The organism is Streptococcus mitis, assembly GCF_946188695.1.
Classification (GTDB): Bacteria; Bacillota; Bacilli; order Lactobacillales; family Streptococcaceae; genus Streptococcus; species Streptococcus mitis_DF.
Genome location: NZ_CAMHWI010000018.1, coordinates 1 through 25,681 on the forward strand (window position 1 = coordinate 1; position 25,681 = coordinate 25,681).

General features: G+C 39.9%; 26 protein-coding genes, 2 tRNA genes and 2 pseudogenes. 23 read left to right on the plus strand and 7 right to left on the minus strand.

The genetic code is table 11. The annotated features are described in order from the left end of the window. Positions 1-306: 306 nt before the first annotated feature. Genes N8L33_RS07865 through N8L33_RS07875 form a run of 3 tightly spaced genes read left to right on the plus strand, consistent with a single transcriptional unit; the run spans position 307 to position 2,436 of the window. The gene (locus tag N8L33_RS07865; protein ID WP_261059521.1) at positions 307-948 is read left to right on the plus strand and encodes an amino acid ABC transporter permease; all 642 of its coding nucleotides are present in this window, start codon (positions 307-309) and stop codon (positions 946-948) included. Between the two features lie 9 nt (positions 949-957). Further along, positions 958-1,587, plus strand: a complete 630-nt coding sequence (locus N8L33_RS07870) for an amino acid ABC transporter ATP-binding protein (protein WP_261059522.1) — start codon at positions 958-960, stop codon at positions 1,585-1,587. 9 nt (positions 1,588-1,596) lie between these two features. Beyond that, complete coding sequence (locus tag N8L33_RS07875) at positions 1,597-2,436, plus strand: amino acid ABC transporter substrate-binding protein (protein ID WP_261059523.1); 840 nt, start codon at positions 1,597-1,599, stop codon at positions 2,434-2,436. Between the two features lie 60 nt (positions 2,437-2,496). On the opposite strand, the gene lysS is transcribed toward N8L33_RS07875, so the two are convergent. From lysS to N8L33_RS07900, 5 genes are all read right to left on the minus strand, one after another. Next, complete coding sequence (lysS, locus tag N8L33_RS07880) at positions 2,497-3,987, minus strand: lysine--tRNA ligase (protein ID WP_077804985.1); 1,491 nt, start codon at positions 3,985-3,987, stop codon at positions 2,497-2,499. Between the two features lie 137 nt (positions 3,988-4,124). Then, a complete protein-coding gene (locus N8L33_RS07885) occupies positions 4,125-4,742 on the minus strand; it encodes a histidine phosphatase family protein (RefSeq protein ID WP_077804986.1) in 618 nt (205 codons plus the stop codon). Then, a complete protein-coding gene (locus N8L33_RS07890; protein ID WP_077804987.1) occupies positions 4,742-5,224 on the minus strand; it encodes an aminoacyl-tRNA deacylase in 483 nt (160 codons plus the stop codon). The genes N8L33_RS07885 and N8L33_RS07890 overlap by 1 nt, the downstream gene beginning before the upstream one ends. Then, positions 5,224-6,066 (minus strand): DUF368 domain-containing protein, encoded by an 843-nt coding sequence (locus N8L33_RS07895; RefSeq protein WP_261059524.1) that lies wholly within the window; start codon positions 6,064-6,066, stop codon positions 5,224-5,226. Before N8L33_RS07895 ends, N8L33_RS07890 begins: the two co-directional genes overlap by 1 nt. Before the next feature lie 94 nt (positions 6,067-6,160). Then, positions 6,161-6,961 (minus strand): glycoside hydrolase family 25 protein, encoded by an 801-nt coding sequence (locus N8L33_RS07900; RefSeq protein WP_261059525.1) that lies wholly within the window; start codon positions 6,959-6,961, stop codon positions 6,161-6,163. A gap of 155 nt (positions 6,962-7,116) precedes the next feature. Between N8L33_RS07900 and glmU the strand changes: the two genes are divergently transcribed. The 9 genes and pseudogenes from glmU to N8L33_RS07945 form a co-directional block, all read left to right on the plus strand. Then, positions 7,117-8,496, plus strand: coding sequence for a bifunctional UDP-N-acetylglucosamine diphosphorylase/glucosamine-1-phosphate N-acetyltransferase GlmU (glmU, locus tag N8L33_RS07905; RefSeq protein ID WP_261059526.1), 1,380 nt, complete (start codon positions 7,117-7,119; stop codon positions 8,494-8,496). 9 nt (positions 8,497-8,505) lie between these two features. Beyond that, the gene (locus tag N8L33_RS07910; RefSeq protein ID WP_261059527.1) at positions 8,506-9,051 is read left to right on the plus strand and encodes an NUDIX hydrolase; all 546 of its coding nucleotides are present in this window, start codon (positions 8,506-8,508) and stop codon (positions 9,049-9,051) included. 11 nt (positions 9,052-9,062) lie between these two features. Continuing rightward, positions 9,063-9,374, plus strand: coding sequence for a cell wall synthase accessory phosphoprotein MacP (macP, locus tag N8L33_RS07915; protein ID WP_261059528.1), 312 nt, complete (start codon positions 9,063-9,065; stop codon positions 9,372-9,374). Between the two features lie 16 nt (positions 9,375-9,390). Then, the gene (locus tag N8L33_RS07920) at positions 9,391-10,083 is read left to right on the plus strand and encodes a 5'-methylthioadenosine/adenosylhomocysteine nucleosidase (RefSeq protein ID WP_261059529.1); all 693 of its coding nucleotides are present in this window, start codon (positions 9,391-9,393) and stop codon (positions 10,081-10,083) included. Positions 10,084-10,159: 76 nt separating this feature from the next. Continuing rightward, a complete protein-coding gene (gene rocS / locus N8L33_RS07925) occupies positions 10,160-10,651 on the plus strand; it encodes a chromosome segregation protein RocS (protein WP_000021242.1) in 492 nt (163 codons plus the stop codon). Between the two features lie 263 nt (positions 10,652-10,914). After that, positions 10,915-11,505 carry a 3'-5' exonuclease gene (locus tag N8L33_RS07930; protein ID WP_261059530.1) on the plus strand — a complete coding sequence of 197 codons (591 nt, stop codon included), beginning with the start codon at positions 10,915-10,917 and terminating at the stop codon, positions 11,503-11,505. An 8-nt stretch (positions 11,506-11,513) separates the two neighbouring features. Beyond that, complete coding sequence (locus N8L33_RS07935; protein WP_261059531.1) at positions 11,514-13,277, plus strand: glycerophosphoryl diester phosphodiesterase membrane domain-containing protein; 1,764 nt, start codon at positions 11,514-11,516, stop codon at positions 13,275-13,277. Positions 13,278-13,387: 110 nt separating this feature from the next. Next, positions 13,388-13,624, plus strand: coding sequence for a hypothetical protein (locus N8L33_RS07940; protein WP_261059532.1), 237 nt, complete (start codon positions 13,388-13,390; stop codon positions 13,622-13,624). 56 nt (positions 13,625-13,680) lie between these two features. Next, positions 13,681-13,933, plus strand: a pseudogene (locus tag N8L33_RS07945) (IS5/IS1182 family transposase); the annotation flags it as partial. A 20-nt stretch (positions 13,934-13,953) separates the two neighbouring features. On the opposite strand, the gene N8L33_RS07950 reads toward N8L33_RS07945, so the two are convergent. After that, positions 13,954-14,391 carry a DUF6556 family protein gene (locus tag N8L33_RS07950; protein ID WP_261059533.1) on the minus strand — a complete coding sequence of 146 codons (438 nt, stop codon included), beginning with the start codon at positions 14,389-14,391 and terminating at the stop codon, positions 13,954-13,956. A 138-nt stretch (positions 14,392-14,529) separates the two neighbouring features. Between N8L33_RS07950 and N8L33_RS07955 the strand changes: the two genes are divergently transcribed. The 5 genes from N8L33_RS07955 (at position 14,530) to N8L33_RS07975 (ending at position 19,796) form a co-directional block, all read left to right on the plus strand. Further along, positions 14,530-15,672 (plus strand): cysteine desulfurase family protein, encoded by a 1,143-nt coding sequence (locus N8L33_RS07955; protein ID WP_261059534.1) that lies wholly within the window; start codon positions 14,530-14,532, stop codon positions 15,670-15,672. Positions 15,673-15,680: 8 nt separating this feature from the next. After that, positions 15,681-16,895, plus strand: a complete 1,215-nt coding sequence (gene thiI, locus N8L33_RS07960) for a tRNA uracil 4-sulfurtransferase ThiI (protein WP_261059535.1) — start codon at positions 15,681-15,683, stop codon at positions 16,893-16,895. Positions 16,896-17,031: 136 nt separating this feature from the next. Further along, positions 17,032-17,856 (plus strand): alpha/beta hydrolase, encoded by an 825-nt coding sequence (locus N8L33_RS07965; protein ID WP_261059536.1) that lies wholly within the window; start codon positions 17,032-17,034, stop codon positions 17,854-17,856. Between the two features lie 20 nt (positions 17,857-17,876). Next, positions 17,877-18,617, plus strand: coding sequence for an esterase family protein (locus N8L33_RS07970; RefSeq protein ID WP_261059537.1), 741 nt, complete (start codon positions 17,877-17,879; stop codon positions 18,615-18,617). Between the two features lie 12 nt (positions 18,618-18,629). Beyond that, positions 18,630-19,796: an ATP-grasp domain-containing protein gene (locus tag N8L33_RS07975; protein WP_023942715.1), complete on the plus strand. Its 1,167-nt coding sequence runs from the start codon at positions 18,630-18,632 to the stop codon at positions 19,794-19,796. Positions 19,797-19,826: 30 nt separating this feature from the next. Here N8L33_RS07975 and N8L33_RS10215 read toward each other — a convergent pair. Continuing rightward, positions 19,827-20,405: pseudogene (locus tag N8L33_RS10215) on the minus strand (IS630 transposase-related protein). A 308-nt stretch (positions 20,406-20,713) separates the two neighbouring features. Here N8L33_RS10215 and N8L33_RS07990 point away from each other — a divergent pair. From N8L33_RS07990 to rpsA, 6 genes are all read left to right on the plus strand, one after another. Further along, the gene (locus tag N8L33_RS07990) at positions 20,714-21,736 is read left to right on the plus strand and encodes a branched-chain amino acid aminotransferase (RefSeq protein ID WP_049513662.1); all 1,023 of its coding nucleotides are present in this window, start codon (positions 20,714-20,716) and stop codon (positions 21,734-21,736) included. 22 nt (positions 21,737-21,758) lie between these two features. Further along, positions 21,759-23,726 carry a peptide ABC transporter substrate-binding protein gene (locus tag N8L33_RS07995; RefSeq protein ID WP_261059538.1) on the plus strand — a complete coding sequence of 656 codons (1,968 nt, stop codon included), beginning with the start codon at positions 21,759-21,761 and terminating at the stop codon, positions 23,724-23,726. Positions 23,727-23,824: 98 nt separating this feature from the next. Beyond that, complete coding sequence (locus N8L33_RS08000; RefSeq protein WP_000037113.1) at positions 23,825-24,055, plus strand: DUF2969 domain-containing protein; 231 nt, start codon at positions 23,825-23,827, stop codon at positions 24,053-24,055. Positions 24,056-24,104: 49 nt separating this feature from the next. After that, a tRNA-Tyr gene (locus N8L33_RS08005) sits at positions 24,105-24,185 on the plus strand. Between the two features lie 9 nt (positions 24,186-24,194). Continuing rightward, positions 24,195-24,266: transfer RNA gene (locus tag N8L33_RS08010), tRNA-Gln, on the plus strand. A gap of 162 nt (positions 24,267-24,428) precedes the next feature. Next, entirely contained in the window at positions 24,429-25,631 is a 1,203-nt protein-coding gene (rpsA, locus tag N8L33_RS08015) for a 30S ribosomal protein S1 (protein WP_001001631.1), read from the plus strand. The last annotated feature ends 50 nt before the right edge of the window (positions 25,632-25,681 follow it).

Sequence of the window (25,681 nt, forward strand, 5' to 3'; positions counted from 1 at the left end):
ATGGGACTTTTTTTCTACACAAAATAGGCTCCATAATATCCATAGGGGGTTACCCACTACAAATATTATAGAGCCAATTTGTCCTTTCTTTTCACTTATAAATTATAATATATTGAAATGGAATATAAACAAATAGACTAGGGAATTCAAATCAAATTTCTAACAAGGCTTTATAAGTCGTATTGTCCTATTCTAGCTTCAAGACACTGTATTTTTTCTATTGAAAAAGAATTTTTTTACAAAAATAGTTGGTTATTTAGTTTATTTATGCTATAATAGGAGCAATTATTTTTAGGAGGTGGCAGTATGTCTTATTTGTTTGAGATATTACCGAGTTTATTGAGCGGTGCAAGCATGACTTTGCAGATTTTTGCACTGGTCTTGATTTTTTCTATTCCCTTGGGCGTTTTGATTGCCTTTGCCTTGCAAGTCCATTGGAAGCTCCTCCATCATCTGATTAATATCTATATCTGGATCATGCGGGGCACACCCTTGCTTTTGCAATTGATTTTTATCTATTACGTGCTACCAAGTATTGGGATCCGTTTAGATCGCCTTCCTGCGGCCATTATTGCCTTTGTTTTGAATTATGCGGCTTACTTTGCTGAAATCTTCCGTGGAGGGATTGATACCATTCCTAAAGGTCAATATGAGGCTGCCAAGGTCTTGAAGTTTAGTTCCTTTGACACAGTGCGCTATATTATTTTGCCCCAAGTGACCAAGATTGTTCTCCCTAGTGTATTTAATGAGGTTATGAGTTTGGTCAAGGATACCTCTCTGGTCTATGCTCTAGGAATTTCAGATCTTATCTTAGCTAGTCGAACAGCTGCCAACCGTGATGCTAGTCTGGTTCCTATGTTCTTGGCAGGAGCCATTTACTTGATTTTGATTGGGATTGTGACCATTCTTGCCAAAAAAGTTGAGAAGAAGTACAGTTACTATAGATAGGAGGCTGTCATGTTAGAATTACGAAATATCAATAAAGTCTTTGGTGAAAAGCAAATTTTATCTAATTTCAGTCTAAAAATTCCTGAAAAGCAAATCCTAGCTATCGTTGGGCCTTCTGGTGGAGGTAAGACAACCCTCTTACGTATGCTTGCAGGTCTTGAAACCATTGATTCAGGACAAATCTTTTATAATGGAGAATCTTTAGAATTGGATGAACTGGAGAAGCGCAATCTACTAGGATTTGTATTCCAAGATTTTCAACTTTTCCCTCATTTATCCGTTCTAGATAATTTGACCTTATCTCCTGTGAAAACCATGGGAATGAAGCAGGATGAGGCTGAGCAGAAGGCGCGTGGTCTTTTGGAACAGTTAGGACTGGCAGGGCACGCAGATGCTTATCCATTTTCATTATCAGGTGGGCAAAAGCAGCGGGTGGCCTTGGCGCGTGCTATGATGATTGACCCAGAAATCATTGGCTACGATGAACCAACTTCTGCCCTAGATCCAGAATTACGCTTGGAAGTGGAAAAACTAATCTTGCAAAATAGGGAACTTGGCATGACCCAGATTGTCGTTACCCACGATTTACAGTTCGCTGAAAACATCGCAGATCAGATTCTCAAGGTTGAGCCTAAGTAGGAGGTGCCGATGACTAATAAGAAAATTGCTTTAGTATTGGTTTCTCTCCTGACTCTCTTTTTAACGGCTTGTACTCAGAAAGCCAGTGATCCAAAGCAGGATAACTGGGATAAGTATCAAGAGCAGGGGAGTATAACCATTGGTTTTGACAATACCTTCGTACCTATGGGATTTGAAGAAAAGAATGGCCAATATACAGGATTTGATATTGATTTGGCACAAGCTGTCTCAGAAAAATTAGGTGTTAAGGTGCAATTTCAGCCAATTGACTGGGATATGAAGGAAACGGAACTGCAAAATGGAACTATAGATGCCATCTGGAATGGCTATTCTGCCACTGATGAACGCCGAGAGAAAGTTGCCTTTAGCATTCCATATATGGAAAATCAGCAAGTTATGGTTACTAAGAAAAGCAAGCAAATTCATTCAGTAGAGGATATGAAGGATAAGACCTTGGGAGCCCAAGCCGGATCCTCTGGTTATTTAGACTTTGAAGCCCAGCCAGATTTACTGAAAAATCGTGTCAAAGACCAGAAGGCCAATCAATACCAGAGTTTCAATGAAGCCTTGATCGATTTGAAGAATGACCGTATTGATGCCTTGTTGATTGACCGAGTATATGCCAATTATTATCTTCAGTCTGAAGGAATATTAAATGACTATAATGTCTTTTCAGCTGGATTTGAGAGTGAATCTTTTGCTGTAGGTGTCAGACCTGCTGACAAAAGATTACTGCAAGCTTTAAATCAATCCTTTGTTGAACTACATCAAGAAGGGAAGTTCCAGGAAATCAGCCAAAAATGGTTTGGAGAAGATGTAGCAACCAAAGAAGTGAAAAGTAGAGATTGAGTTTTTACTCAGTCTTTTTTGCATCAAAAAATCCTCTGGCAAATACCAGAGGATAAGAGTTTATTTCATTGTTGGGAAGAGCAATACGTCACGGATAGTAGTTGTATCAGTGAGGAGCATGCAGAGACGGTCGATACCGATTCCCAAACCACCTGTTGGTGGCATACCGTATTCAAGAGCTTCAATGTAGTCGTAGTCGATACCTGTAGCTTCATCATCACCAAGTTCTTTAGCTTTAGCTTGGGCTTCAAAACGGCTAAGTTGATCGATTGGATCGTTGAGCTCAGTAAAGGCATTACCGTACTCCTTAGTCATGATGAAGAGTTCGAAACGGTCAGTAAAGCGTTCGTCTTCAGGATTCTTCTTAGCAAGTGGAGATACAGCTACTGGATGTCCATAGACAAAGGTTGGTTGGATCAAGGTTTCTTCAACAAACTCTTCAAAGAAGGCATTGATAATGTGGCCAACTTCAGTGTAGTGTTTCTCAACTGGAACTTTCTTCTCAGCAGCGATAGCTTTGGCTTCCTCGAAAGTCATGTCTTGCCAGAAATCTACACCAGTAATTTCCTTGATAGCATCCACCATGTGAACACGCTTAAATGGTTCATTGATTTTGATTTCAGTTCCTTGGTAGTTAACTGGGCCTTCGCCTTTGACAGCTTTAGCAGCATGTTGGATAATGCCTTCCGTCAAGTCCATGATGTCTTGGAAGTCTGCATAAGCTTGGTAGACTTCGATAGAAGTAAATTCAGGGTTATGAGTAGCATCCATTCCTTCGTTACGGAAGATACGGCCAATTTCATAAACGCGTTCCATACCACCTACGATTAGGCGTTTCAAGTGAAGCTCAGTCGCGATACGAAGCACCATGTCAATGTTTTGGGCATTGTGGTGAGTGATAAATGGACGGGCAGAAGCACCACCAGCTTCGTTATGAAGAACAGGTGTTTCCACTTCAAGGAAACCTTTTTGATCAAGGTAACGACGGATTTCAGAAATGATTTTTGAACGAGTGACAAAGCGCTCAAAGCTTTCACGGTTAGAAATCAAGTCAAGGTAACGTTTACGGTAAATTGTTTCAACGTCTGTCAAACCATGGAATTTCTCTGGTAGAGGACGAAGAGCCTTAGACAAGTGTGTGATGTGAGTAGCCTTGATAGAGAGTTCTCCCATATCTGTACGCATCACTTCGCCTTCGACACCAAGGAAGTCACCAAGGTCTGCTTTTTTGAAGATTTCATAGTTTTCTTCACCGACAGCATCCTTACGAACGTAGATCTGGATTTGACCTTCGCGGTCTTGAAGGTGGGCAAAACCTACTTTACCTTTACCACGTTTGGTTACCAAGCGTCCTGCGATAGTAGCTGTTTCGTTTTTATCGTGTAATTGTTCTTTATCGAGATCAGCAAATTTATCTTTTAATTCTTGTGAATTTGCAGTGCGTTCAAAGCGTTTTCCGAAAGGATCAATTCCTTGTTCACGGAGCGCAGCCATTTTTTCACGGCGAACGATCTGCTGGTCATTTAGTTCTTCCATATGTTCTGTTGACATGGGATCCTCCTAGTTTTACTCAAAATTGAATACGATGAGTCATTTTTTGCGATACTCCCATTTTATCATAAATAAGCAAGAAATTCACGGATAATCTTTCAAAACTAAAAAGAACTTGACGCTATAATCAAGTCCTGTTATTGATAGGAAGTATCATTCCAAGTATCGAGAGTAAATGTTTCAAAATCATGGGTTTCTAGAATGGTCAGGCTGGCATTTGCTAGACCACCATCTTTACGAAGAAGTGGTTCTTTATAGCCTAAAAGAGTACGAAGACTGGCAGTAAGATTGGCACCGTGACCGACAATTAGAATACGCTCAGCCGGACTATCTTTTAATGATTTGATAAATTGGATGGTCCGTTGCGTGGTGCTATAGAGGGATTCGGCTCCAAACATTTGAGTGTCAAATTGAGCAAGATTAGATCGAAAAGCTTTGATTTGTTGTGGGTAAATAGCTTCCAAGGTTGCAATTTTCAAACCTTCCAACTTCCCCAACTGCCATTCACGGAGATTAGGAACACTTTCTAAAGGACAGGGCGTTTTGAGTTGACTTTGGATAATCTCGGCAGATCTGACCGCTCGAGGTAAATCACTTGAATAAATCTGATCAAAAGGAATTTCCTTGAGATATTGGCCAAGTTGTTTTAGGGTTTTAATGGATTCAGGAAGAAGGGGAGAATCACCACTAGCACCTTGAAAACGGCCTTCTTGGTTCCAGACTGTACGACCGTGGCGAACAAAATAGAGTTTCATTACTTGATGTCCTCCAAGATATCTACAAAGTCAGCCTTTACAAAGCTAGCCAAGTCTTGGGGAGCAACGATAATGCTGTGTCCGACCTCGCCCGCAGAGACAATCATTTGATCCAAGTTTAGGGCGATTTTATCGATAAAAATGGGATAATTGTGTTTCTGACGAATTCCGACAGGATTATTAGCTCCATGAATGTAACCAGTTGTTTTTTCCAAGTCCTTTTGGGGAATCATGCTCACTTTTTTATTGCCAGAAATTTTGGCTAGTTTCTTTTCCGACAAGTGTTGAGTGATAGGGACAATTCCGATAATCGGTCCTGTCTTGTCTCCCAAAAGAGCCAAGGTTTTGAAAATCTGATCTCGTTCATAACCTTGAGGAAGCTCTCCTTCCAGGGCATTGATTTGAATCCCCTGATGTGGGATGCCTGCTTTAGACAGGATTTGTTCCACTAATGTTTTTTTGATTTTAACTTTTTTTGCCATTATTTATACTTATCCTCCAATTGGCTCATCCAAATACCAAGCCATATTCCCAGTGCAAAGAAGAAGGCGATGATGACATACCCAACAAGAGAAAGGCCAGTGTATTGGATACTTTCAGCGTTTCCTGCATTTGGAATCAAGATCAAAAGAGTACTTGATAAGACGATTCCGATGATGAAATGATAGACGCGTGAGTGGTAGTTATTTAAGGCATAATCCATCAATTTTGAAAAAATGATGAGAGTTGCACCTGCTCCAATTCCAATTGGAAAGAAGGTTCCCAAGAGATCAAAGGTTTTAAAACCTGTCAGCATAGGAGCATAGAGGCCCAAAATCAAAAGTAGATTCGATGGACTGAGGCCAGGAACTAATACGCCAAGAGCCAGCAGTGCACCAGCTAGGACGAAACTAAGAAAGCTGGCACTTAAGGTTCCAACAACAAAATTTAAGGCATAGAGTCCTAGTCCAGAAATGATAAAGGTTGCCCAGAACCAAGCTAAATCAATCTTGTCTCGGTCAGATTCTCGAGTTGATTCTTTGAGGAGGCTAGGAACAGTACCAATAATGGCACCCGCAAAGCTCCATAATACAAAGACCTGATAATTTTCAAGCAGGTACTCAATCGGGTAGGAAAATAAGCCGATTCCCAGAAGCATACCAATGGCAACTGGTATAAAGTACAAAACATTTTCTTTAAAGTCTTTAAAGGGATGGGCCAGAAAACCAATCATTCGTTCATAAATTCCTAAGATTGCTGCTAGAACCCCTCCGGAAATTCCCGGTAGGATAAATCCAAGAGCAATGACAATCCCTTTAATAACACGTGCTAACCATGAGAGCATATATTTCCTCCAACTATTTCTATTTCACAAAATCCTTACTATATTGTATCACAATCAAACACAAAAAGAAAAAGCAAATGATAAACAAATGCTTTTAAGGTTTTAAAAAGAGTTTTCTAAAGGTTTCTTCTTTGTTTTTTAAGGACGAAATGACGTTGATGTCCAAATCGTGGTCAAAGCCAGCAATTTTTCCTTTAGATGTGTATTGGTGAATATCATAATCTAAGTCCGTATTAGGCTTGCTTTCGAAAAATCCAGTATTTGAACCGTATGAAGGAATCCAAACAGACGTAAACTTGTCTGTATTAATACTGTGTTCTTCCATGAAATATACACCAACGTAGATTCCGATGTTTTTAGCACCAAGTGATTCTAGCTTTGCTCGAAAGGCTTCAACACCCTCGTTCATATTGGACATGGTTTTTTCTTCCACGTCTAGCCAATAGTAACTAGGGCTGTATGGTGAAGAGGCGTTATAAAAAACTTCAGCGGCTTTTTCCATCTCCTGGACATTTTTTCCGGCTACATAGGCATAGACTCCAACAGGGACATTTCGTTTTTGAAACTCAGTGATATGGGTCTTAAAGGCCTTATCAACACCATTAACATAGGAAGCATCGTTCTCTTTGGACGTTTGAGCACCACTATGGACGCGAACAATAGCTCCAGAAATGTTTTGGGACAGAGTATCGTAATTAATTTCCTCAGGACGCTGCCAACCAGAAACATCAATTACCGGTTTATCTATATTGTGTAGCGCTTGTGTTTTTACTTGCGCGATATTTGACTTTGTTTTTACAGGATGGTCCTCAAAACGAGGGCGATTCAGGATTAAAATGAAAATCATAATCCCAAAAAAAACAAATAAAATAAGCGGATTAATTTTCTTTCTCATATCTCATAATTTTACCTTAAAAATGAAAAAAAATCAAAAAAAATACTCAAAAAATGGGTTAAGGAAAGGACTTTGGAGCATTTTTTCATTCAAGGGCGCGGAATGATTTGAAATATGGTATAATAAAAGGGAATTTCTAGAGAAAAGAGAAGATTATGTCAAATTATGCCATTATTTTAGCAGCGGGTAAAGGAACTCGCATGAAATCTGATTTGCCAAAAGTGTTGCACAAGGTTGCGGGTATTTCCATGTTGGAACACGTTTTCCGTAGTGTGGGAGCTATCCAACCAGAAAAGACAGTAACAGTTGTGGGACACAAGGCAGAATTGGTTGAGCAGGTCTTGGCTGGACAGACAGAATTTGTGACTCAATCTGAACAGTTGGGAACTGGTCATGCGGTTATGATGACAGAGCCTATTTTAGAAGGTTTGTCAGGGCACACCTTGGTCATTGCAGGAGATACTCCTTTAATCACTGGTGAAAGCTTGAAAAACTTGATTGATTTCCATATCAACCATAAAAATGTGGCGACTATCTTGACTGCTGAAACAGATAATCCTTTTGGCTATGGACGAATTGTGCGTAATGACAATGCTGAAGTTATTCGCATTGTGGAGCAGAAGGATGCTACAGATTTTGAAAAACAAATCAAGGAAATCAACACTGGAACTTACGTTTTTGACAACGAGCGTTTGTTTGAAGCTTTGAAAAATATCAATACCAACAATGCTCAAGGTGAATACTATATTACAGATGTCATTGGCATTTTCCGTGAAGCTGGTGAAAAAGTCGGTGCTTATACTTTGAAAGATTTTGATGAGAGTCTTGGGGTAAATGACCGTGTAGCTCTTGCGACTGCTGAGTCGGTTATGCGTCGTCGCATCAATCATTATCACATGGTCAATGGCGTTAGCTTTGTTAATCCAGAAGCAACTTATATCGATATTGATGTTGAGATTGCTCCTGAAGTTCAAATAGAAGCCAATGTTACCTTGAAGGGGCAAACGAAAATTGGTGCTGAGACTGTTTTGACAAATGGAACGTATGTAGTGGACAGCACTATCGGAGCAGGAGTTGTCATTACCAACTCTATGATTGAGGAAAGCAGTGTTGCAGACGGAGTGACAGTCGGTCCATATGCCCATATTCGTCCGGGTTCAAGTCTGGCTGCTCAAGTCCATATTGGAAACTTTGTTGAGGTTAAAGGCTCTTCTATCGGTGAAAATACCAAGGCTGGACATTTGACTTATATCGGCAACTGTGAAGTGGGTAGCCACGTTAATTTCGGTGCAGGAACTATTACAGTCAACTACGATGGTAAGAACAAATACAAGACAGTCATCGGTAACAATGTCTTTGTTGGTTCAAATTCAACCATTATTGCCCCAGTAGAACTTGGTGACAATTCCCTCGTTGGTGCGGGTTCAACTATTACCAAAGACGTGCCAGCGGATGCGATTGCAATTGGTCGTGGTCGTCAGGTTAACAAAGATGAATATGCAACTCGTCTTCCTCATCATCCTAAGAATCAGTAGGAGCCTATTATGGAATTTGAAGAAAAAACGATTAGCCGAAAAGAAATCTATCAAGGGCCAATTTTTAAACTGGTTCAAGATCAGGTTGAATTACCCGAAGGTAAGGGAACTGCCCAACGTGATTTGATTTTCCACAATGGGGCCGTTTGTGTTTTAGCCGTAACGGATGAGCAAAAACTCATCTTGGTCAAGCAGTATCGCAAAGCCATTGAGGCAGTCTCTTACGAAATTCCAGCCGGAAAGTTGGAAGTAGGAGAAAACACAGACCCTGTCGCAGCAGCCCTGCGTGAATTAGAGGAAGAAACAGCCTATACAGGGAAATTAGAACTCTTGTACGATTTTTACTCAGCCATTGGCTTTTGTAATGAAAAGTTAAAATTATACCTAGCAAGCGATTTGACGAAAGTGGAAAATCCACGTCCGCAGGATGAAGATGAGACCTTGGAAGTCCTTGAAGTGAGCCTAGAAGAAGCTAAGGAATTGATCCAATCAGGTCATATTTGTGATGCCAAGACAATTATGGCTGTACAGTATTGGGAATTGCACAAACAATAGAGGAGGTCAATATGGGTAAACCTTTATTAACGGATGAAATGATTGAAAGAGCTAATAGAGGCGAAAACATTTCAGGTCCCCCTTTGCTAGATGATGAGGAGACCAAGATTTTACCAACCTCTTCTTCCCGTTTTGGTTATGCCAATCCTAAGGAACATGGTTTTAGCCAGGAAACCTTGAAGATTCAGGTCGAACCGTCTATTCATAAAAGCCGTCGCATTGAAAATACTAAGAGAAATGTCTTCAATTCTAAGTTGAATAAGATTTTATTTGCAGTCATCTTTCTCTTGATTTTGCTTGTCCTAGCAATGAAACTTTTGTAATAAAAAAGGAATTGAAATGAAAATAGGAATTATTGCAGCTATGCCAGAAGAACTAGCTTATTTGGTCCAGTATTTAGACAATGCCCAGGAGCAAGTTGTTTTGGGGAATACCTATCATACAGGCACCATTGCCTCTCATGAAGTCGTTCTTGTAGAAAGTGGAATTGGTAAGGTCATGTCTGCTATGAGTGTGGCGATTTTGGCTGATCATTTCCAAGTGGATGCTCTAATTAATACGGGATCTGCTGGAGCAGTAGCAGAGGGTATCGCTGTTGGGGATGTCGTGATTGCTGACAAGTTAGCCTATCATGATGTGGATGTCACAGCTTTTGGTTATGCTTATGGACAAATGGCGCAACAACCGCTTTATTTCGAATCAGATAAAACCTTTGTTGCCAAAATCCAAGAGAGTCTATCTCAATTGGACCAGAATTGGCATCTTGGTTTGATTGCTACAGGAGATAGTTTTGTCGCAGGAAATGACAAGATAGAAGCGATTAAGTCCCATTTTCCAGATGTTTTGGCTGTTGAGATGGAGGGGTCAGCGATTGCTCAGGCAGCGCATGCTCTTAATCTTCCATTCTTAGTCATCCGAGCTATGAGTGACAATGCCAACCATGAAGCAAACATCTCTTTTGATGAGTTTATTATCGAAGCTGGACGTCGCTCTGCCCAAGTCTTGTTAGCCTTTTTGAAGGCCTTAGATTAAGCGAAAATTTGACAGTTTTTCTAGCTTATGATAAGATTTAAGTAAAGAAAAGCTAGAAAACGTTTCAGAGGATATTATGAGTATTGAAATGACCGTCAGTGAGATTGCAGAGGTCTTAGGATTATCTCGCCAAGCAATCAATAACCGTGTCAAAGAATTACCAGAAGAAGACACAGATAAAAATGACAAAGGGGTAACAGTCGTTACCAGAAGTGGCTTGATTAAGCTAGAAGAAATCTATAAAAAAACGATTTTTGAAGATGAGCCTGTCAGTGAAGATGTCAAGCAACGTGAACTGATGGAGATTCTGGTTGATGAGAAGAATGCAGAAATTCTTCGTCTCTATGAACAATTAAAAGCCAAGGATCGTCAGTTATCAGAAAAAGACGAGCAGATGCGTATCAAAGACCGTCAGATTGCTGAGAAAGACAAACAACTCGATCAGCAGCAACAATTGACCCTTCAAGCCATGAAGGATCAAGAAAATCTTAAGCTAGAGCTGGACCAAGCAAAAGAAGAAGTCCAATCAACTAAGAAAGGCTTTTTTGCTCGTTTATTTGGAGGATAATCAAGGAGCTGTTTAGGTTAAATGCTAACCTGATGGCTTCTTTTGTTTCTAAATAGTATAGTTGCTCAATTAATACTCAATGAAAATCAAAGAGCAAACTAGGAAACTAGCCGCAGGCTGCTCAAAGCACTGCTTTGAGGTTGTAGATAAGACTGACGAAGTCAGTTACATATATCTACGGCAAGGCGAAGCTGACGCGGTTTGAAGAGATTTTCGAAGAGATTTTCGAAGAGTATAAAATAACAGTATAGGAGAGGTAGAGAATGGAACGATTAGAAGATTACATTGCTTTTGACTTAGAATTTAATCAGCACGAAGGACAAACACACTTGATTCAGGTATCGGCAGTGCGTTTTAGAGATGGTCAGGAAATCGATGCTTATGATTCCTATGTCCATACTAGTGTGCCTCTAAAGAGTTTTATCAATGGTTTGACTGGGATTACAGCTGAGACCTTAAAAGATGCTCCCCCAGTGGAGGAAGTTATAAAAGATTTCCAAGAGTTTGTGGGTTCTTTACCCATGGTTGGATACAATGCTGCTAAAAGTGATTTGCCTATTTTAGTGGAGCATGGTTTAGATTATAGCCAACAGTACAAGGTGGATTTGTATGATGAAGCTTTTGAACGTCGGAGTTCGGATTTACATGGTATTGCCAATCTCAAATTGCAAACTGTTGCCTCATTTCTCGGATTTCAAGGTCAGTCCCATAATAGTTTAGAGGATGCTCGGATGACGGCGCGTGTTTACGAGTCCTTTCTAGAGTCGGATCAAGCTAGAGAATTGTTAGAGACAGAAAGTAGCCTATCAAACAATCCTTTTGGAGGCTTGGACTTGTCTCAATTATTTGACTAGGAGTGCCTATGAAATCTGAAAAACCTAAAAATCTAGGTTTTAGGAAAATCTACTTTAATCTAGATAAAATTCTCTTTCTCTTTTTCTTGGTATTCATGATGATTGAGTTTGTCTGGTTACCACTTAATTCTTGGATTGCTGGACTTTTACTCCGTCAGACAGGTTATCTCTTTCTTTCCTACAACAATATTTTTGCAATTATAAAGGGTTCTCCCTTTGTTAGTCTTGCTTTATTTGTTTTGGTAATCGTTAATTTACTGATCGCCTATTACCAGATAGGACTTCTCTTTATCGGAGCTCGACACCTCCTCTATCACGAAAGGAGGACCTTGCTGGAGTACAGTCGCAAGGTCTTTCGCCAAAGTTTCTTGTTTATGAAGCAAGTGACGATTTCCAAAATGGCCTTTATCTTCTTTTATGTCATGATGCTCTTTCCATTGATTCGAAAGATTTTAAAGATTTATTACCTCAATAAAATTGTCATTCCGGAATTCATAGTAGCCTATGTAGAAGATAAGTACTGGTTGGTCGGTTTGGTAATCACTGTTCTAGCCTTGTTGCTGTTCTACATTTCAATACGTTTGATGTTTGCCCTACCCCAGCTTTTATTTGAGAAAAAAACAGTCAAAGAAGCAGTCAAATACAGTCTAGAGAAGACAAGAAAGCACTCCTGGTTTTATATCTGGAACTTGCTTTGGATTATCGTCAAAACGTACCTATTTTTCATTCTTTTATTGATTCCAATCTTGGCAAGTCAGACACTGATGGATGGTTTGACCCATAGGGAATCTCTTGTGCTGGGAATTATCAACTTTGTCTTGATTAAGAATTTCCACTATATGGCCTTGACTTACTTTCTCATTAAGTTTGTTTCCTTTTTGACAGGGGAGGAACTAGAAATCACACCAAGGAGAAAGAAAGACCACTGGATGAGATGGGGAGTGATGGGATGTGCTGGTATCTTTTTCGCTCTTGAGGGTTATGTTTATTTAGAAGCTCCAGTTGCCAATAAACCTTTAATTATCTCTCACAGGGGAGTATCTAATAAGAATGGTGTGCAAAATACAGTCCAATCTTTAGAAAAGACGGCTCAGTTATCTCCAGATTTCGTTGAGACGGATGTTCAGGAAACAAAAGATGGCCAGTTTGTCATGATGCATGATGCCAATATCAAGAATCTGACAGGAGTTAATGCCAATCCTCAGGATCTAACTTTGGATGAATTAACCAAACTTGATATTTCTGAAAATGGCTATCATGCCAAGGTATCTAGTTTTGATGACTACCTTAATAAAGCCAATGAATTGCATCAGAAACTTCTTATTGAGATTAAAACCAGTCGAAAAGATAGCCCAGATATGATGAAACGCTTTATGGAAAAATATGGACCTGTTCTTAAGCAGAATGGTCACCAAATGCAGTCCTTAGACTACCATGTGATTGACCAGGTGTTGGCCTATGACTCACAAATTCCAGTCTATTTCATCCTTCCTTATAATAGTATTTTCCCAAGAACGAAAGCTACAGGTTACACCATGGAGTATTCAACTTTAGATGAAAATTTTGTCAACAAGCTTTGGAATACCGATCAAAAATTGTACGTGTGGACCATCAATAGTTCAGAGTCTTTTGATAAATCTGTTCAGCTAGGAGCTGATGGCATGATAACGGATGATTTGGAAATGATTCAAGATCAAGTTACCATTGCCCAAGAAGACCCAGAGTATACTGAATTGCTTTTCAAACAGGCCATGGAATTCTTTAATTTTTAGTAAGCAAAAAGAGGTTGAGCAAAAAATCACCTCTAAAATATCAAAAAAACGAGCGATGTATCAGTTGGATATGCTCGTTTTATTATGCCATGGTTTATAATTGATACCCAATGAAAATCAAAGAGCAAACTAGGAAGCTAGCCGCAGGTTGCTCAAAGTACAACTTTGAGGTTGCAGATAAAACTGACGAAGTCAGCTCAAAACACTGTTTTGAGGTTGTGGATAGAACTGACGAAGTCAGTAACCATATCTACGGTAAGGTGATGCTGACGTGGTTTGAAGAGATTTTCGAAGAGTATGAAATAAGAATAAAACAGGAAGTAATGCCTATGAAGTGGTTGAACTAGGTTATTTATGTCAGATGTAAAAGGGTTACTAACTTCTGCGTGAAGAAGGCTTTTGAATTTATGTCAAACAGAAAATGGATGTTTTCCCTTTTGGGGCAGATGAGAGAGTATTTTTGGCATGTGCAGAATTTATGTTAGAAATAAATAAACTGTCATAACATCGCTAGGATTCATCTTTATGAGTATGAATCTCACAAAATTGGTCAAGAATCTAGCATCTAAAACATCAATTATACAAAAACACAGTCTCTCTTTAGCTTGATTGTGGTCAAGACAGAAGTTACTGCGCAGTTTTATTTTTTGAGTTGATTTTTTCTTAGATCATGTGCTTACTGAGGATTGCTTTTATTTTCTGAAGTTGGCGGATTGACCTGTTTTTCGTTTTCAGTAGCAGGTTTACTTGGAGTAGGAGCAGGAGCAGAAGAATCCTGAGTTGCTGTTTTCTGCTCTTCTTTTTTCTCTTCCTTGACGCTAGATTTTGGCGTTTCCTCTTGCTGTGTTTTTTCTTGACTAGTATTATTTTCCTTATTGGGACTGGTGTTTTCCTTAGGGGCTTCCTTTTGGATTTCTTTGACAATGGTTGTGGTCTGGCTTGTCGTAGGTTCTTTTTTAGTATTTTTGTTATTATCCAAGGCGTTCATGATTGTGATACTTGCGGTAATCAAGCCGAGGATACTAGCGATTGTAGCAACGGTTTTTTGAAAGACCGTAAAGCCTTTTTTGATGTGTTCTGTTTTTGGTTTTGAAGTTCTACGATAATTAGACATACATTCTCTCCTTTAATTAAAATTTATTATACCGCATTTCTTTAAAAAAATCTTAAAAAAAGAGGAATTGCCCTTTCTTGTCGCAGGCTCCGTTTCATGATACAATAGAAGGAGTGATTTTAGAAAGCGTGAGAAAACATGATTTACTTTGATAATTCGGCGACGACCAAGCCCTATCCTGAAGCCCTTGAAACCTATATGCAGGTGGCTTCAAAAATTTTAGGAAATCCATCTAGTCTCCATCGTTTGGGAGACCAGGCAACACGAATCTTAGATGCTTCTCGGCAACAGATTGCAGATTTAATCGGTAAGAAAAGCGATGAAATCTTCTTTACCTCTGGTGGAACAGAAGGGGATAACTGGATTATCAAGGGTGTGGCCTTTGAAAAAGCCCGGTTTGGCAGGCACATCATCGTATCAGCCATTGAACATCCAGCAGTCAAGGAATCAGCTCTTTGGTTGAAATCTCAAGGTTTTGAAGTGGATTTTGCTCCAGTTAATGAGAAAGGATTTGTGGACGTTGAGGCGCTAGCAGATTTGATACGACCAGATACGACCCTCGTTTCCATCATGGCTGTGAACAATGAAATTGGCTCTGTTCAGCCCATTGAGGCTATTTCAAAACTATTGGCAGACAAGCCAACTATTTCCTTCCATGTTGATGCGGTTCAGGCTCTTGCCAAGATTCCGACTGAAAAGTATCTGACAGAACGAGTGGATTTTGCGACTTTCTCTGGTCACAAGTTCCACGGAGTTCGTGGTGTTGGTTTTGTCTATATCAAGTCTGGTAAGAAAATTACGCCACTGTTGACTGGTGGTGGTCAGGAGCGTGATTATCGTTCGACAACTGAAAATGTGGCAGGGATTGCAGCGACAGCCAAGGCTCTCCGTTTGTCTATGGAAAAGCTAGATATCTTTACGAGCAAGACTGGACAGATGAAATATGTTATTCGCCAAGCTCTTCTCGACTATCCGGATATTTTTGTCTTCTCTGATGAGGAAGATTTTGCCCCTCATATCCTGACTTTTGGAATTAAGGGTGTTCGTGGTGAGGTCATCGTTCACGCCTTTGAAGACTATGATATCTTCATTTCCACAACCTCGGCTTGTTCGTCCAAGGCAGGGAAACCTGCAGGCACCTTGATAGCCATGGGAGTGGATAAGGATAAGGCCCAGTCAGCTGTGCGTCTTAGCCTAGACCTTGAAAATGATATGAGTCAGGTCGAGCAGTTTTTGACCAAGTTAAAATTGATTTACAATCAAACTAGAAAAGTAAGATAGGAGCATTCATGCAGTATTCAGAAATTATGATTCGCTATGGAGAGTTGTCAACCAAGGGTAAAAACCGTATGCGTTTCATCAATAAACTTCGCAATAATATTTCAGACGTTTTGTCTATCTATCCCCAAGTTAAGGTAACGGCAGATCGCGACCGTGCCCACGCTTACCTCAATGGAGCTGATTACACAGCAGTAGCAGAATCACTCAAGCAAGTCTTCGGGATTCAGAATTTTTCTCCAGTGTATAAGGTCGAAAAATCTGTAGAAGTTCTGAAGTCTTCTGTGCAAGAGATTATGCAGGACATCTACAAGGAAGGGATGACCTTTAAGATTTCTAGTAAGCGTAGCGACCACAACTTTGAACTCGACAGTCGTGAACTCAATCAAACACTTGGAGGGGCTGTTTTCGAAGCAATTCCAAATGTGCAAGCTCAGATGAAAAATCCGGACATCAATCTTCAGGTGGAGATTCGTGAGGAGGCGGCTTATCTTTCCTATGAAACCATTCGAGGGGCAGGTGGCTTGCCAGTGGGAACTTCTGGGAAGGGCATGCTTATGTTATCAGGGGGAATTGACTCACCTGTAGCTGGCTATCTAGCTCTTAAACGTGGGGTAGATATTGAGGCCGTTCACTTTGCTAGCCCACCTTACACCAGTCCAGGTGCTCTCAAAAAAGCCCAAGATTTGACCCGTAAATTGACCAAGTTTGGTGGAAATATCCAATTTATCGAAGTTCCTTTTACAGAGATTCAAGAGGAAATCAAAGCTAAAGCGCCAGAAGCCTATCTTATGACCTTGACCCGTCGTTTTATGATGCGGATTACCGACCGTATTCGTGAGGTCCGAAATGGTTTAGTTATCATCAATGGGGAAAGTCTTGGTCAAGTAGCTAGCCAGACCTTGGAAAGCATGCAGGCTATTAACGCTGTGACCAGCACTCCAGTCATTCGTCCTGTGGTTACTATGGATAAGTTGGAAATCATTGATATTGCTCAGGAAATCGATACCTTTGACATTTCTATCCAGCCTTTTGAGGACTGCTGTACTATTTTTGCACCTGATCGTCCTAAGACCAATCCTAAAATTAAGAATGCAGAGCAGTACGAAAAACGCATGGATGTTGAAGGTTTGGTTGAGCGAGCAGTGGCAAGGATTATGATTACTGAGATTACACCGCAGGTTGAAAAAGATGAAGTAGATGACTTGATTGACAATCTCCTCTAATCAGAAAATCCAAAAGAATTTAGAAAATTAAATGAAAAAGTTAGTTTTTAATCCAAAAATGGAAGAAAAACTGACTTTTTTTTCTATAAATGTGATATAATGAGATAAAATTTTGAATATAGAGAGTTTTCTGACAATGAATCAATCCTACTTTTATCTAAAAATGAAAGAACACAAACTCAAGGTTCCTTACACTGGTAAGGAGCGCCGTGTACGTGTTCTTCTTCCTAAAGATTATGAGAAAGACACGGATCGTTCCTATCCTGTTGTATACTTTCATGACGGGCAAAATGTTTTTTATAGCAAGGAGTCTTTCATTGGTCATTCATGGAAGATTATCCCAGCTATTAAGCGTAATCCTGATATCAGTCGCATGATTGTCGTAGCCATTGACAATGATGGTATGGGTCGGATGAATGAGTATGCGGCATGGAAGTTCCAAGAATCTCCTATCCCAGGGCAGCAGTTTGGCGGTAAGGGTGTGGAGTATGCCGAGTTTGTCATGGAGGTGGTCAAGCCTTTTATCGATGAGACCTACCGTACAAAAGCAGACCGCCAGCATACGGCTATGATTGGTTCCTCGCTAGGTGGCAATATTACCCAGTTTATCGGTTTGGAATGCCAAGACCAAATTGGTTGCTTGGGTGTCTTTTCATCTGCCAACTGGCTTCACCAAGAAGCCTTTAATCGCTATATAGAGCGCAAGAAACTGTCGCCTGACCAGCGCATCTTCATCTATGTAGGAACGGAAGAAGCGGATGATACGGACAAGACCTTGATGGCTGGTAATATCAAACAAGCCTATATCGACTCTTCGCTTCGCTATTACCATGATTTGATAGCAGGTGGGGTACACTTAGATAATCTTTTCTTGAAAGTTCAGTCTGGTGCCATCCATAGTGAAATCCCTTGGTCAGAAAATTTACCAGACTGTCTGAGATTTTTTGCAGAGAAATGGTAAGTTAAGAAAGGAGAAAGCCAATGCATATTGAACATCTTAGCCACTGGAGTGGCAATCTTAACCGTGAAATGTACCTTAACCGTTATGGTCATGCTGGGATTCCAGTTGTGGTTTTTGCTTCATCAGGTGGTAGTCACAACGAATACTATGATTTTGGCATGATTGATGCCTGTTCTTCCTTTATCGAGGAAGGCCGTGCTCAGTTCTTTACCCTATCCAGTGTGGATAGTGAGAGCTGGTTGGCCACTTGGAAAAATGGTCACGACCAGGCGGAGATGCACCGTGCCTACGAGCGCTATGTGATTGAGGAGGCCATTCCTTTTATCAAGCACAAGACAGGTTGGTTTGATGGCATGATGACGACAGGTTGTTCGATGGGTGCCTACCATGCACTCAATTTCTTCCTCCAGCATCCAGATGTCTTTACCAAAGTAATTGCTCTTAGTGGTGTCTACGACGCACGTTTTTTTGTCGGAGATTACTACAATGACGATGCAATTTACCAAAACTCGCCAGTAGATTATATCTGGAACCAAAACGACGGCTGGTTTATTGACCGTTATCGTCAGGCAGAGATTGTGCTGTGTACGGGTCTTGGTGCCTGGGAACAAGATGGTCTACCATCCTTTTACAAGCTCAAAGAAGCCTTTGACCAGAAACAAATTCCAGCCTGGTTTGCTGAATGGGGACACGATGTCGCCCACGACTGGGAATGGTGGCGCAAACAAATGCCTTATTTCCTCGGCAATCTCTATTTATAAAAGGAGTTACCTATGAATTACCTTGTTATTTCTCCCTACTATCCACAAAACTTTCAACAGTTTACCATTGAACTAGCTAATAAAGGCATCACAGTCTTGGGGATTGGCCAAGAACCATACGAGCAATTAGATGAACCTTTACGCAATAGCCTAACCGAATATTTCCGTGTTGACAACCTTGAGAACATAGACGAAGTCAAACGTGCAGTTGCTTTTCTCTTTTATAAACATGGCCCGATTGACCGTATTGAATCCCACAATGAATACTGGCTTGAGCTGGATGCAACACTCAGAGAACAATTCAATGTCTTTGGTGCCAAACCAGAGGATCTCAAAAAGACGAAATTTAAGTCTGAAATGAAGAAGCTTTTCAAAAAAGCAGGTGTCCCTGTGGTCCCTGGAGCTGTTATCAAGACGGAAGCAGATGTGGATCAAGCAGTGAACGAAATCGGTCTTCCAATGATTGCCAAACCTGATAATGGAGTGGGAGCAGCCGCAACCTTTAAGATTGAGACAGAAGACGATATCAATCACTTCAAGTCTGAGTGGGATCATTCAACTGTTTATTTCTTTGAGAAATTTGTCACCTCTAGCGAAATTTGTACCTTTGATGGTCTTGTGGACAAGGATGATAAAATTGTCTTCTCAACAACCTTTGATTACGCCTATACACCGCTTGATCTCATGATTTACAAGATGGACAATTCTTATTACGTTCTCAAGGATATGGATCCTAAATTACGTAAATATGGTGAGGCAATTGTCAAAGAATTTGGTATGAAAGAACGGTTCTTCCATATTGAGTTCTTCCGTGAAGGGGACGACTACATTGCCATTGAGTACAATAACCGTCCTGCAGGTGGTTTTACAATTGATGTTTATAACTTTGCTCATTCCTTGGACCTCTATCGTGGCTATGCAGCTATTGTAGCAGGAGAAGAGTTCCCAGCGTCAGAATTTGAACCTCAGTATTGTTTGGCTACTTCTCGCCGTGCAAATGCTCACTATGTTTATTCAGAAGAGGATTTGCTTGACAAATATAGCCAGCAGTTCAAGGTTAAAAAAATCATGCCAGCGGCCTTTGCGGAACTTCAAGGAGATTACCTGTATATGTTGACAACTCCGAGTCGACAAGAAATGGATCAGATGATTAAGGACTTTGGTCAGCGTCAGGCTTGAGAGACTATCGGATTAAGGAAATTCACTCCCTTAGTCCTTTTGTTTTTTATAAGAAACACAGCGGATTGAAACAAGAGTAGGACAATTTTTGAGGTGCTTTTTGATATGAGCCCAGGTTTTCTCAATAAGATTGTACTCAGGTGAGTGGGGAGGAATAAGAAATAAAGCTACTTTTTCTGGGGCTTGTTCATAGTAGGTATGATTCTTTTTTTTCGAGTGTAGCCCATAGCTTTGAGAGCATAGTGGATAGTATAGTAGATTGAAATAAGATGTGAACAAAGTGATTGAGAAAGTCAATTTTTTCTAGAAATGTTTCAGCAACCGTAATGTACTACTCTAGATTCAATACGCTATAGTTGGATGACAGCCAAATTCAGAAGCTATTTCAGTCAAATAAGCGTCTGGATTGTCAGTAAGATAGTTTTTAAGTCTATCTATCTCAACTTTTCTTGGTTTTGTTCCTTTTACTTGATGGTTTAGATCACTTATTTTCTCTTTTAGATAATGGGATTACGTGAGATTTGGAAAACGTGTGATGTTTCTGTTATACTACCTGTTCGCTTACAATAGGCGAGAACTTTTTTTACGTAAATCTATTGAATATGGCATAAGATGACTGCACCACATTGTGTACTATCTTTAGTTCATTTTGTCATATTTCTGTCGAAACAGGTTACTAATATTAATGTACGGGCTCTATGTATGTCAAAAATAAGTTCAGTTATTGAATAGATTTCACTAAACGAGATAGAAGAATAATTTGAGTCTTTTATGCAATCTCCATATAGGATTCATTACTATTGATACCTTAGATTCTTTTTATTGAAGAAATTTTCTGAAAATTACAAAATATACTTGCTATTTTAGAAAAAAAGTGTAGAATATAAGAAATAGGTTTTTAGAATAAGGAGTGGAATATGACAGTAACGATTGATTGGGAGAACCTTGGTTTCTCCTATATGAAATTACCTTATCGCTATATTGCTCATTTTAAAAATGGACAATGGAATCAAGGAGAACTTACAGAAGATGCAACCTTGCATATTTCAGAGTCTTCTCCAAGTCTTCACTATGGTCAACAAGCCTTTGAAGGTTTGAAAGCTTACCGTACTAAGGATGGTAGTGTTCAACTTTTCCGTCCTGACGAAAATGCTAAACGTCTGCAACGTACTTGTAATCGTCTCTTGATGCCACAAGTTCCGACAGACATGTTTGTAGAAGCTTGTAAGGCAGTTGTCCGCGCGAATGAAGAATATGTACCACCATATGGAACAGGTGGAACCCTTTATCTTCGTCCCCTTTTGATTGGTGTTGGAGATATTATTGGGGTAAAACCAGCAGAGGAATACATTTTCACTATCTTTGCTATGCCAGTTGGTAATTACTTTAAGGGTGGTTTGGTCCCAACTAACTTCTTGATTCAGGATGAATACGACCGTGCCGCTCCAAATGGTACAGGTGCGGCTAAGGTTGGTGGGAACTATGCTGCCAGTCTCTTGCCAGGGAAATTGGCCAAATCACGTCATTTCTCAGATGTTATCTACCTAGACCCATCAACACATACAAAGATTGAAGAAGTCGGTTCAGCTAACTTCTTTGGAATTACAGCTGACAATGAATTTGTAACACCATTGAGTCCATCTATCTTGCCATCTATTACTAAATATTCTTTGCTTTATTTGGCAGAACACCGCTTGGGCTTGACACCTATTGAGGGTGATGTTCCAATTGATAAGCTGGATCGTTTTGTAGAGGCAGGTGCTTGTGGTACTGCGGCAGTTATTTCGCCAATTGGTGGAATTCAACACGGTGATGATTTCCATGTATTCTATAGTGAAACAGAAGTTGGTCCTGTGACTCGTAAACTCTATGATGAATTGACAGGTATTCAGTTTGGTGATATTGAAGCGCCAGAAGGTTGGATTGTAAAAGTAGATTAAAATAAACAAAAGGAGATTTTTGATGAAATCGAAAAAGTGGCTCTTAACAGCAGGAGTGGTCCTGAGCACAACAGCTCTCTTAGTGGCTTGTGGAAAAGCTGATAAAGAAGCAGACGCACCGACAACATTTTCATATGTCTATGCAGTAGATCCAGCATCTCTGGACTATAGTATAGCGACTCGTACATCTACAACAGATGTCATCGGGAACGTGGTTGATGGTTTGATGGAAAACGACCAGTACGGAAATGTTATTCCTTCCTTGGCTGAAGATTGGTCTGTCTCAAAAGATGGTCTGACTTATACATATAAACTTCGTAAAGGAGTTAAATGGTACACTTCTGAAGGTGAAGAATACGCAGAAGTAACAGCCCATGACTTTGTAACAGGATTGAAACACGTTGCTGACGGTAAGTCAGACGGTGTCTCTCTCATCCAAAATTCAATCAAGGGTTTGGATGCCTACATGACTGGTGAAACAAATGATTTCTCTACAGTTGGTGTTAAGGCCTTGGACGATTACACAGTCGAATATACCCTAAACAAACCAGAAAGCTTCTGGAACTCTAAAGTCACAACAGCAACTATGTTGCCTGTAAATGAAGAGTTTTTGAAGGCATCAGGTAAAGATTATGGAGCAGTGACTCCAGCAGGGATTCTTTACAATGGTCCTTATATCTTGAAGACCTTGACTTCTAAATCGTTGATTGAATACGAGAAAAATCCAAACTACTGGGATAAAGAAAAGGTAAAAATTGAGAAGATTAAATTGACTTACTACGATGGTTCTGATCAGGAATCGTTGATTCGTAGTTTCTCTTCTGGTGCCTATACGACAGCCCGTCTCTTCCCGAGTAGCTCAAACTTTGCTTCAACTTTGGAACAATACGGAGATAAAATTACTTATAGCCCACAGGACTCAAGTAGTTATTACTTCACCTTTAATGTAAATCGTCAGTCATACAATAAAACTGCGAAAACAAGTGAAGAGCAAAAGACTTCTACAAAAGAAGCTATGCTGAATAAGGACTTCCGTCAGGCTATCAACTTTGCCTTCAACCGTCATTCTTATGCTGCCCAGCTAAATGGTGAAGACGGTGCGGACAAGATTATTCGTAACAGTCTCGTTCCAGATAACTTCGTGCAAGCAGGCGGTAAGAACTTTGGTCACATCGCTCAAGCTGAGTTGGTGAACTATGGTGATCAATGGAAAGGTGTTGAGCTAGTCGATGGTAAGGATTCTATCTACAACCCTGACAAGGCTAAAGCAGCCTTTGAAAAAGCTAAGAAAGACTTGGAATCTAAAGGGGTAACCTTCCCAATTCACCTGGATGTCCCAGTTGAACAAACAGATACCATCGCCGTTCAACAAAGCAACTCTTTCAAACAGTCTATCGAATCAACTCTTGGTGCTGAAAATGTTGTCATTGATGTTCTTCAAATGACAGATAATGAAAAGGAAACAATCACTTCTCAAGCGCGTGTTCCTTCTCAAAAAGATTATAATTTGAACAGTACAGGATGGGCTCCAAGTTATCAAGACCCAGCATCTTACTTGAATATCATGGATCCTAAATCAGGTTCTGCTATGAAACACCTTGGTATCACTAAAGGAAAAGATAAGGATGTTGTAGCGAAACTTGGTTTGGACCAGTATAAGAAATTATTGGATGATGCCGATTCAGAAACTACAAATCTTGAAGAACGCTATGAAAAATATGCCAAGGCTCAAGCTTGGTTGACAGATAGTTCATTATTGATGCCAACAGCCTCATCTGGTGGTTCTCCAGTTGTAAGTAATGTAGTACCATTCTCAAAACCATACTCACAAGTTGGTATTAAGGGTGACCCATATATCTTTAAAGGAATGAAATTGCAAAAAGATATCGTTACGACAAAAGAATATGAAGAAGCACTGAAAAAATGGCAAAAAGAAAAATTGGAATCAAACGGTAAGTACCAAAAAGAACTAGAAAAACACATTAAATAAGGCAGAAAACTCTATATCAGACTTAGAATGATATAGAGTTTTTTCTTGCTAGTTTTAGGAATTTCTTGTAAAATAGAAAAAGTGAAGAGAGGTATGAAATGAGCAAGAAAGATAAAAAAATTGAAATTCAAGTAGCAGATGCCAAAGTTAATGTTGGTAAAGACAGTTTTGAAGGTTATACATTGACTATCGGTAAAAAAGTTATCGGAGAAATTGCCGAATTAGACGGACAATTTGCCATCATAAAGAATGGGAATGTCGATAGTTTTTATAAAAAATTGGAAAAAGCTGTGGAAATTTTGATTGAAAATTATAATTTAGCAAAATAAGTCTTGTTTTTTTGAAATTTTCATGATATAATAGTCCATGTTGATTGTAGGAGAGATAGCGAAGAGGCTAAACGCGGCGGACTGTAAATCCGCTCCTTCGGGTTCGGGGGTTCGAATCCCTCTCTCTCCATTTCATCAATGGGGTATAGCCAAGCGGTAAGGCAAGGGACTTTGACTCCCTCATGCGTTGGTTCGAATCCAGCTACCCCAGTTCTTAGGTAATAATCAAGATAAAAAGCAAAATATCTTAGGGTATTTTATTTTTATAATTGAAAGACGTGAACGATATGAACATGTCCTTGCGGGTGCTTAGGAAAAAAATTATAAGTATGTCAAGTTTAAGAAAAAACTTGATTGTTGGAGGATTTTTTAGATGAACGAATTTGAAGATTTGCTAAATAGCGTTAGCCAAGTTGAGACTGGTGATGTTGTTAGTGCTGAAGTATTGACAGTTGATGCGACTCAAGCTAACGTTGCAATCTCTGGAACTGGTGTTGAAGGTGTCTTGACTCTTCGCGAATTGACAAACGATCGCGATGCAGATATCAATGACTTTGTTAAAGTAGGAGAAGTATTGGATGTTCTTGTACTTCGTCAAGTAGTTGGTAAAGATACTGATACAGTTACATACCTTGTATCTAAAAAACGCCTTGAAGCTCGCAAAGCATGGGACAAACTTGTTGGTCGCGAAGAAGAAGTTGTTACTGTTAAAGGAACTCGTGCCGTTAAAGGTGGACTTTCAGTAGAATTTGAAGGTGTTCGTGGATTCATCCCAGCTTCAATGTTGGATACTCGTTTCGTACGTAACACTGAGCGTTTTGTAGGTCAAGAATTTGATGCTAAAATCAAAGAAGTTGACGCTAAAGAAAACCGCTTCATCCTTTCACGTCGTGAAGTTGTTGAAGCAGCTACAGCAGCAGCTCGTGCTGAAGTATTCGGTAAATTGGCTGTTGGTGATGTAGTAACTGGTAAAGTTGCACGTATCACAAGCTTCGGTGCTTTCATCGACCTTGGTGGTGTTGACGGATTGGTTCACTTGACTGAATTGTCACATGAACGTAACGTATCACCAAAATCAGTTGTAACTGTTGGTGAAGAAATTGAAGTGAAAATCCTTGATCTTAACGAAGAAGAAGGACGTGTATCACTTTCACTTAAAGCAACAACACCTGGACCATGGGATGGCGTTGAGCAAAAATTGGCTAAAGGTGATGTAGTAGAAGGAACAGTTAAACGTTTGACTGACTTCGGTGCATTTGTTGAAGTATTGCCAGGTATCGATGGACTTGTTCACGTATCACAAATTTCACACAAGCGTATTGAAAATCCAAAAGAAGCTCTTAAAGTTGGTCAAGAAGTTCAAGTTAAAGTTCTTGAAGTTAACGCAGATGCAGAGCGCGTATCACTTTCTATCAAAGCTCTTGAAGAGCGTCCAGCTCAAGAAGAAGGACAAAAAGAAGAAAAACGTGCTGCTCGTCCACGTCGTCCAAAACGTCAAGAGAAACGTGATTTCGAACTTCCAGAAACACAAACAGGATTCTCAATGGCTGACTTGTTCGGTGATATCGAACTTTAATCAAATTGAAAATTCATAAAATCCTTTGTTTTCTAAACAAGGGATTTTTC

Coding starts and splice junctions, on each gene's coding strand:
- N8L33_RS07940 (WP_261059532.1), top strand. CDS start 13,388: ATGAAAATCAAAGAGCAAACTAGGAAGCTAGCCGCAGGTTGCTCAAAG.
- rpsA (WP_001001631.1), top strand. CDS start 24,429: ATGAACGAATTTGAAGATTTGCTAAATAGCGTTAGCCAAGTTGAGACT.
- N8L33_RS07865 (WP_261059521.1), top strand. CDS start 307: ATGTCTTATTTGTTTGAGATATTACCGAGTTTATTGAGCGGTGCAAGC.
- N8L33_RS07895 (WP_261059524.1), bottom strand. CDS start 6,066: ATGCTCTCATGGTTAGCACGTGTTATTAAAGGGATTGTCATTGCTCTT.
- N8L33_RS07965 (WP_261059536.1), top strand. CDS start 17,032: ATGAATCAATCCTACTTTTATCTAAAAATGAAAGAACACAAACTCAAG.
- N8L33_RS07910 (WP_261059527.1), top strand. CDS start 8,506: ATGGAATTTGAAGAAAAAACGATTAGCCGAAAAGAAATCTATCAAGGG.
- N8L33_RS07970 (WP_261059537.1), top strand. CDS start 17,877: ATGCATATTGAACATCTTAGCCACTGGAGTGGCAATCTTAACCGTGAA.
- N8L33_RS07950 (WP_261059533.1), bottom strand. CDS start 14,391: ATGTCTAATTATCGTAGAACTTCAAAACCAAAAACAGAACACATCAAA.
- N8L33_RS07870 (WP_261059522.1), top strand. CDS start 958: ATGTTAGAATTACGAAATATCAATAAAGTCTTTGGTGAAAAGCAAATT.
- N8L33_RS07955 (WP_261059534.1), top strand. CDS start 14,530: ATGATTTACTTTGATAATTCGGCGACGACCAAGCCCTATCCTGAAGCC.
- rocS (WP_000021242.1), top strand. CDS start 10,160: ATGAGTATTGAAATGACCGTCAGTGAGATTGCAGAGGTCTTAGGATTA.
- N8L33_RS08000 (WP_000037113.1), top strand. CDS start 23,825: ATGAGCAAGAAAGATAAAAAAATTGAAATTCAAGTAGCAGATGCCAAA.
- N8L33_RS07930 (WP_261059530.1), top strand. CDS start 10,915: ATGGAACGATTAGAAGATTACATTGCTTTTGACTTAGAATTTAATCAG.
- glmU (WP_261059526.1), top strand. CDS start 7,117: ATGTCAAATTATGCCATTATTTTAGCAGCGGGTAAAGGAACTCGCATG.
- N8L33_RS07875 (WP_261059523.1), top strand. CDS start 1,597: ATGACTAATAAGAAAATTGCTTTAGTATTGGTTTCTCTCCTGACTCTC.
- N8L33_RS07935 (WP_261059531.1), top strand. CDS start 11,514: ATGAAATCTGAAAAACCTAAAAATCTAGGTTTTAGGAAAATCTACTTT.
- lysS (WP_077804985.1), bottom strand. CDS start 3,987: ATGTCAACAGAACATATGGAAGAACTAAATGACCAGCAGATCGTTCGC.
- N8L33_RS07995 (WP_261059538.1), top strand. CDS start 21,759: ATGAAATCGAAAAAGTGGCTCTTAACAGCAGGAGTGGTCCTGAGCACA.
- N8L33_RS07975 (WP_023942715.1), top strand. CDS start 18,630: ATGAATTACCTTGTTATTTCTCCCTACTATCCACAAAACTTTCAACAG.
- macP (WP_261059528.1), top strand. CDS start 9,063: ATGGGTAAACCTTTATTAACGGATGAAATGATTGAAAGAGCTAATAGA.
- thiI (WP_261059535.1), top strand. CDS start 15,681: ATGCAGTATTCAGAAATTATGATTCGCTATGGAGAGTTGTCAACCAAG.
- N8L33_RS07990 (WP_049513662.1), top strand. CDS start 20,714: ATGACAGTAACGATTGATTGGGAGAACCTTGGTTTCTCCTATATGAAA.
- N8L33_RS07885 (WP_077804986.1), bottom strand. CDS start 4,742: ATGAAACTCTATTTTGTTCGCCACGGTCGTACAGTCTGGAACCAAGAA.
- N8L33_RS07920 (WP_261059529.1), top strand. CDS start 9,391: ATGAAAATAGGAATTATTGCAGCTATGCCAGAAGAACTAGCTTATTTG.
- N8L33_RS07900 (WP_261059525.1), bottom strand. CDS start 6,961: ATGAGAAAGAAAATTAATCCGCTTATTTTATTTGTTTTTTTTGGGATT.
- N8L33_RS07890 (WP_077804987.1), bottom strand. CDS start 5,224: ATGGCAAAAAAAGTTAAAATCAAAAAAACATTAGTGGAACAAATCCTG.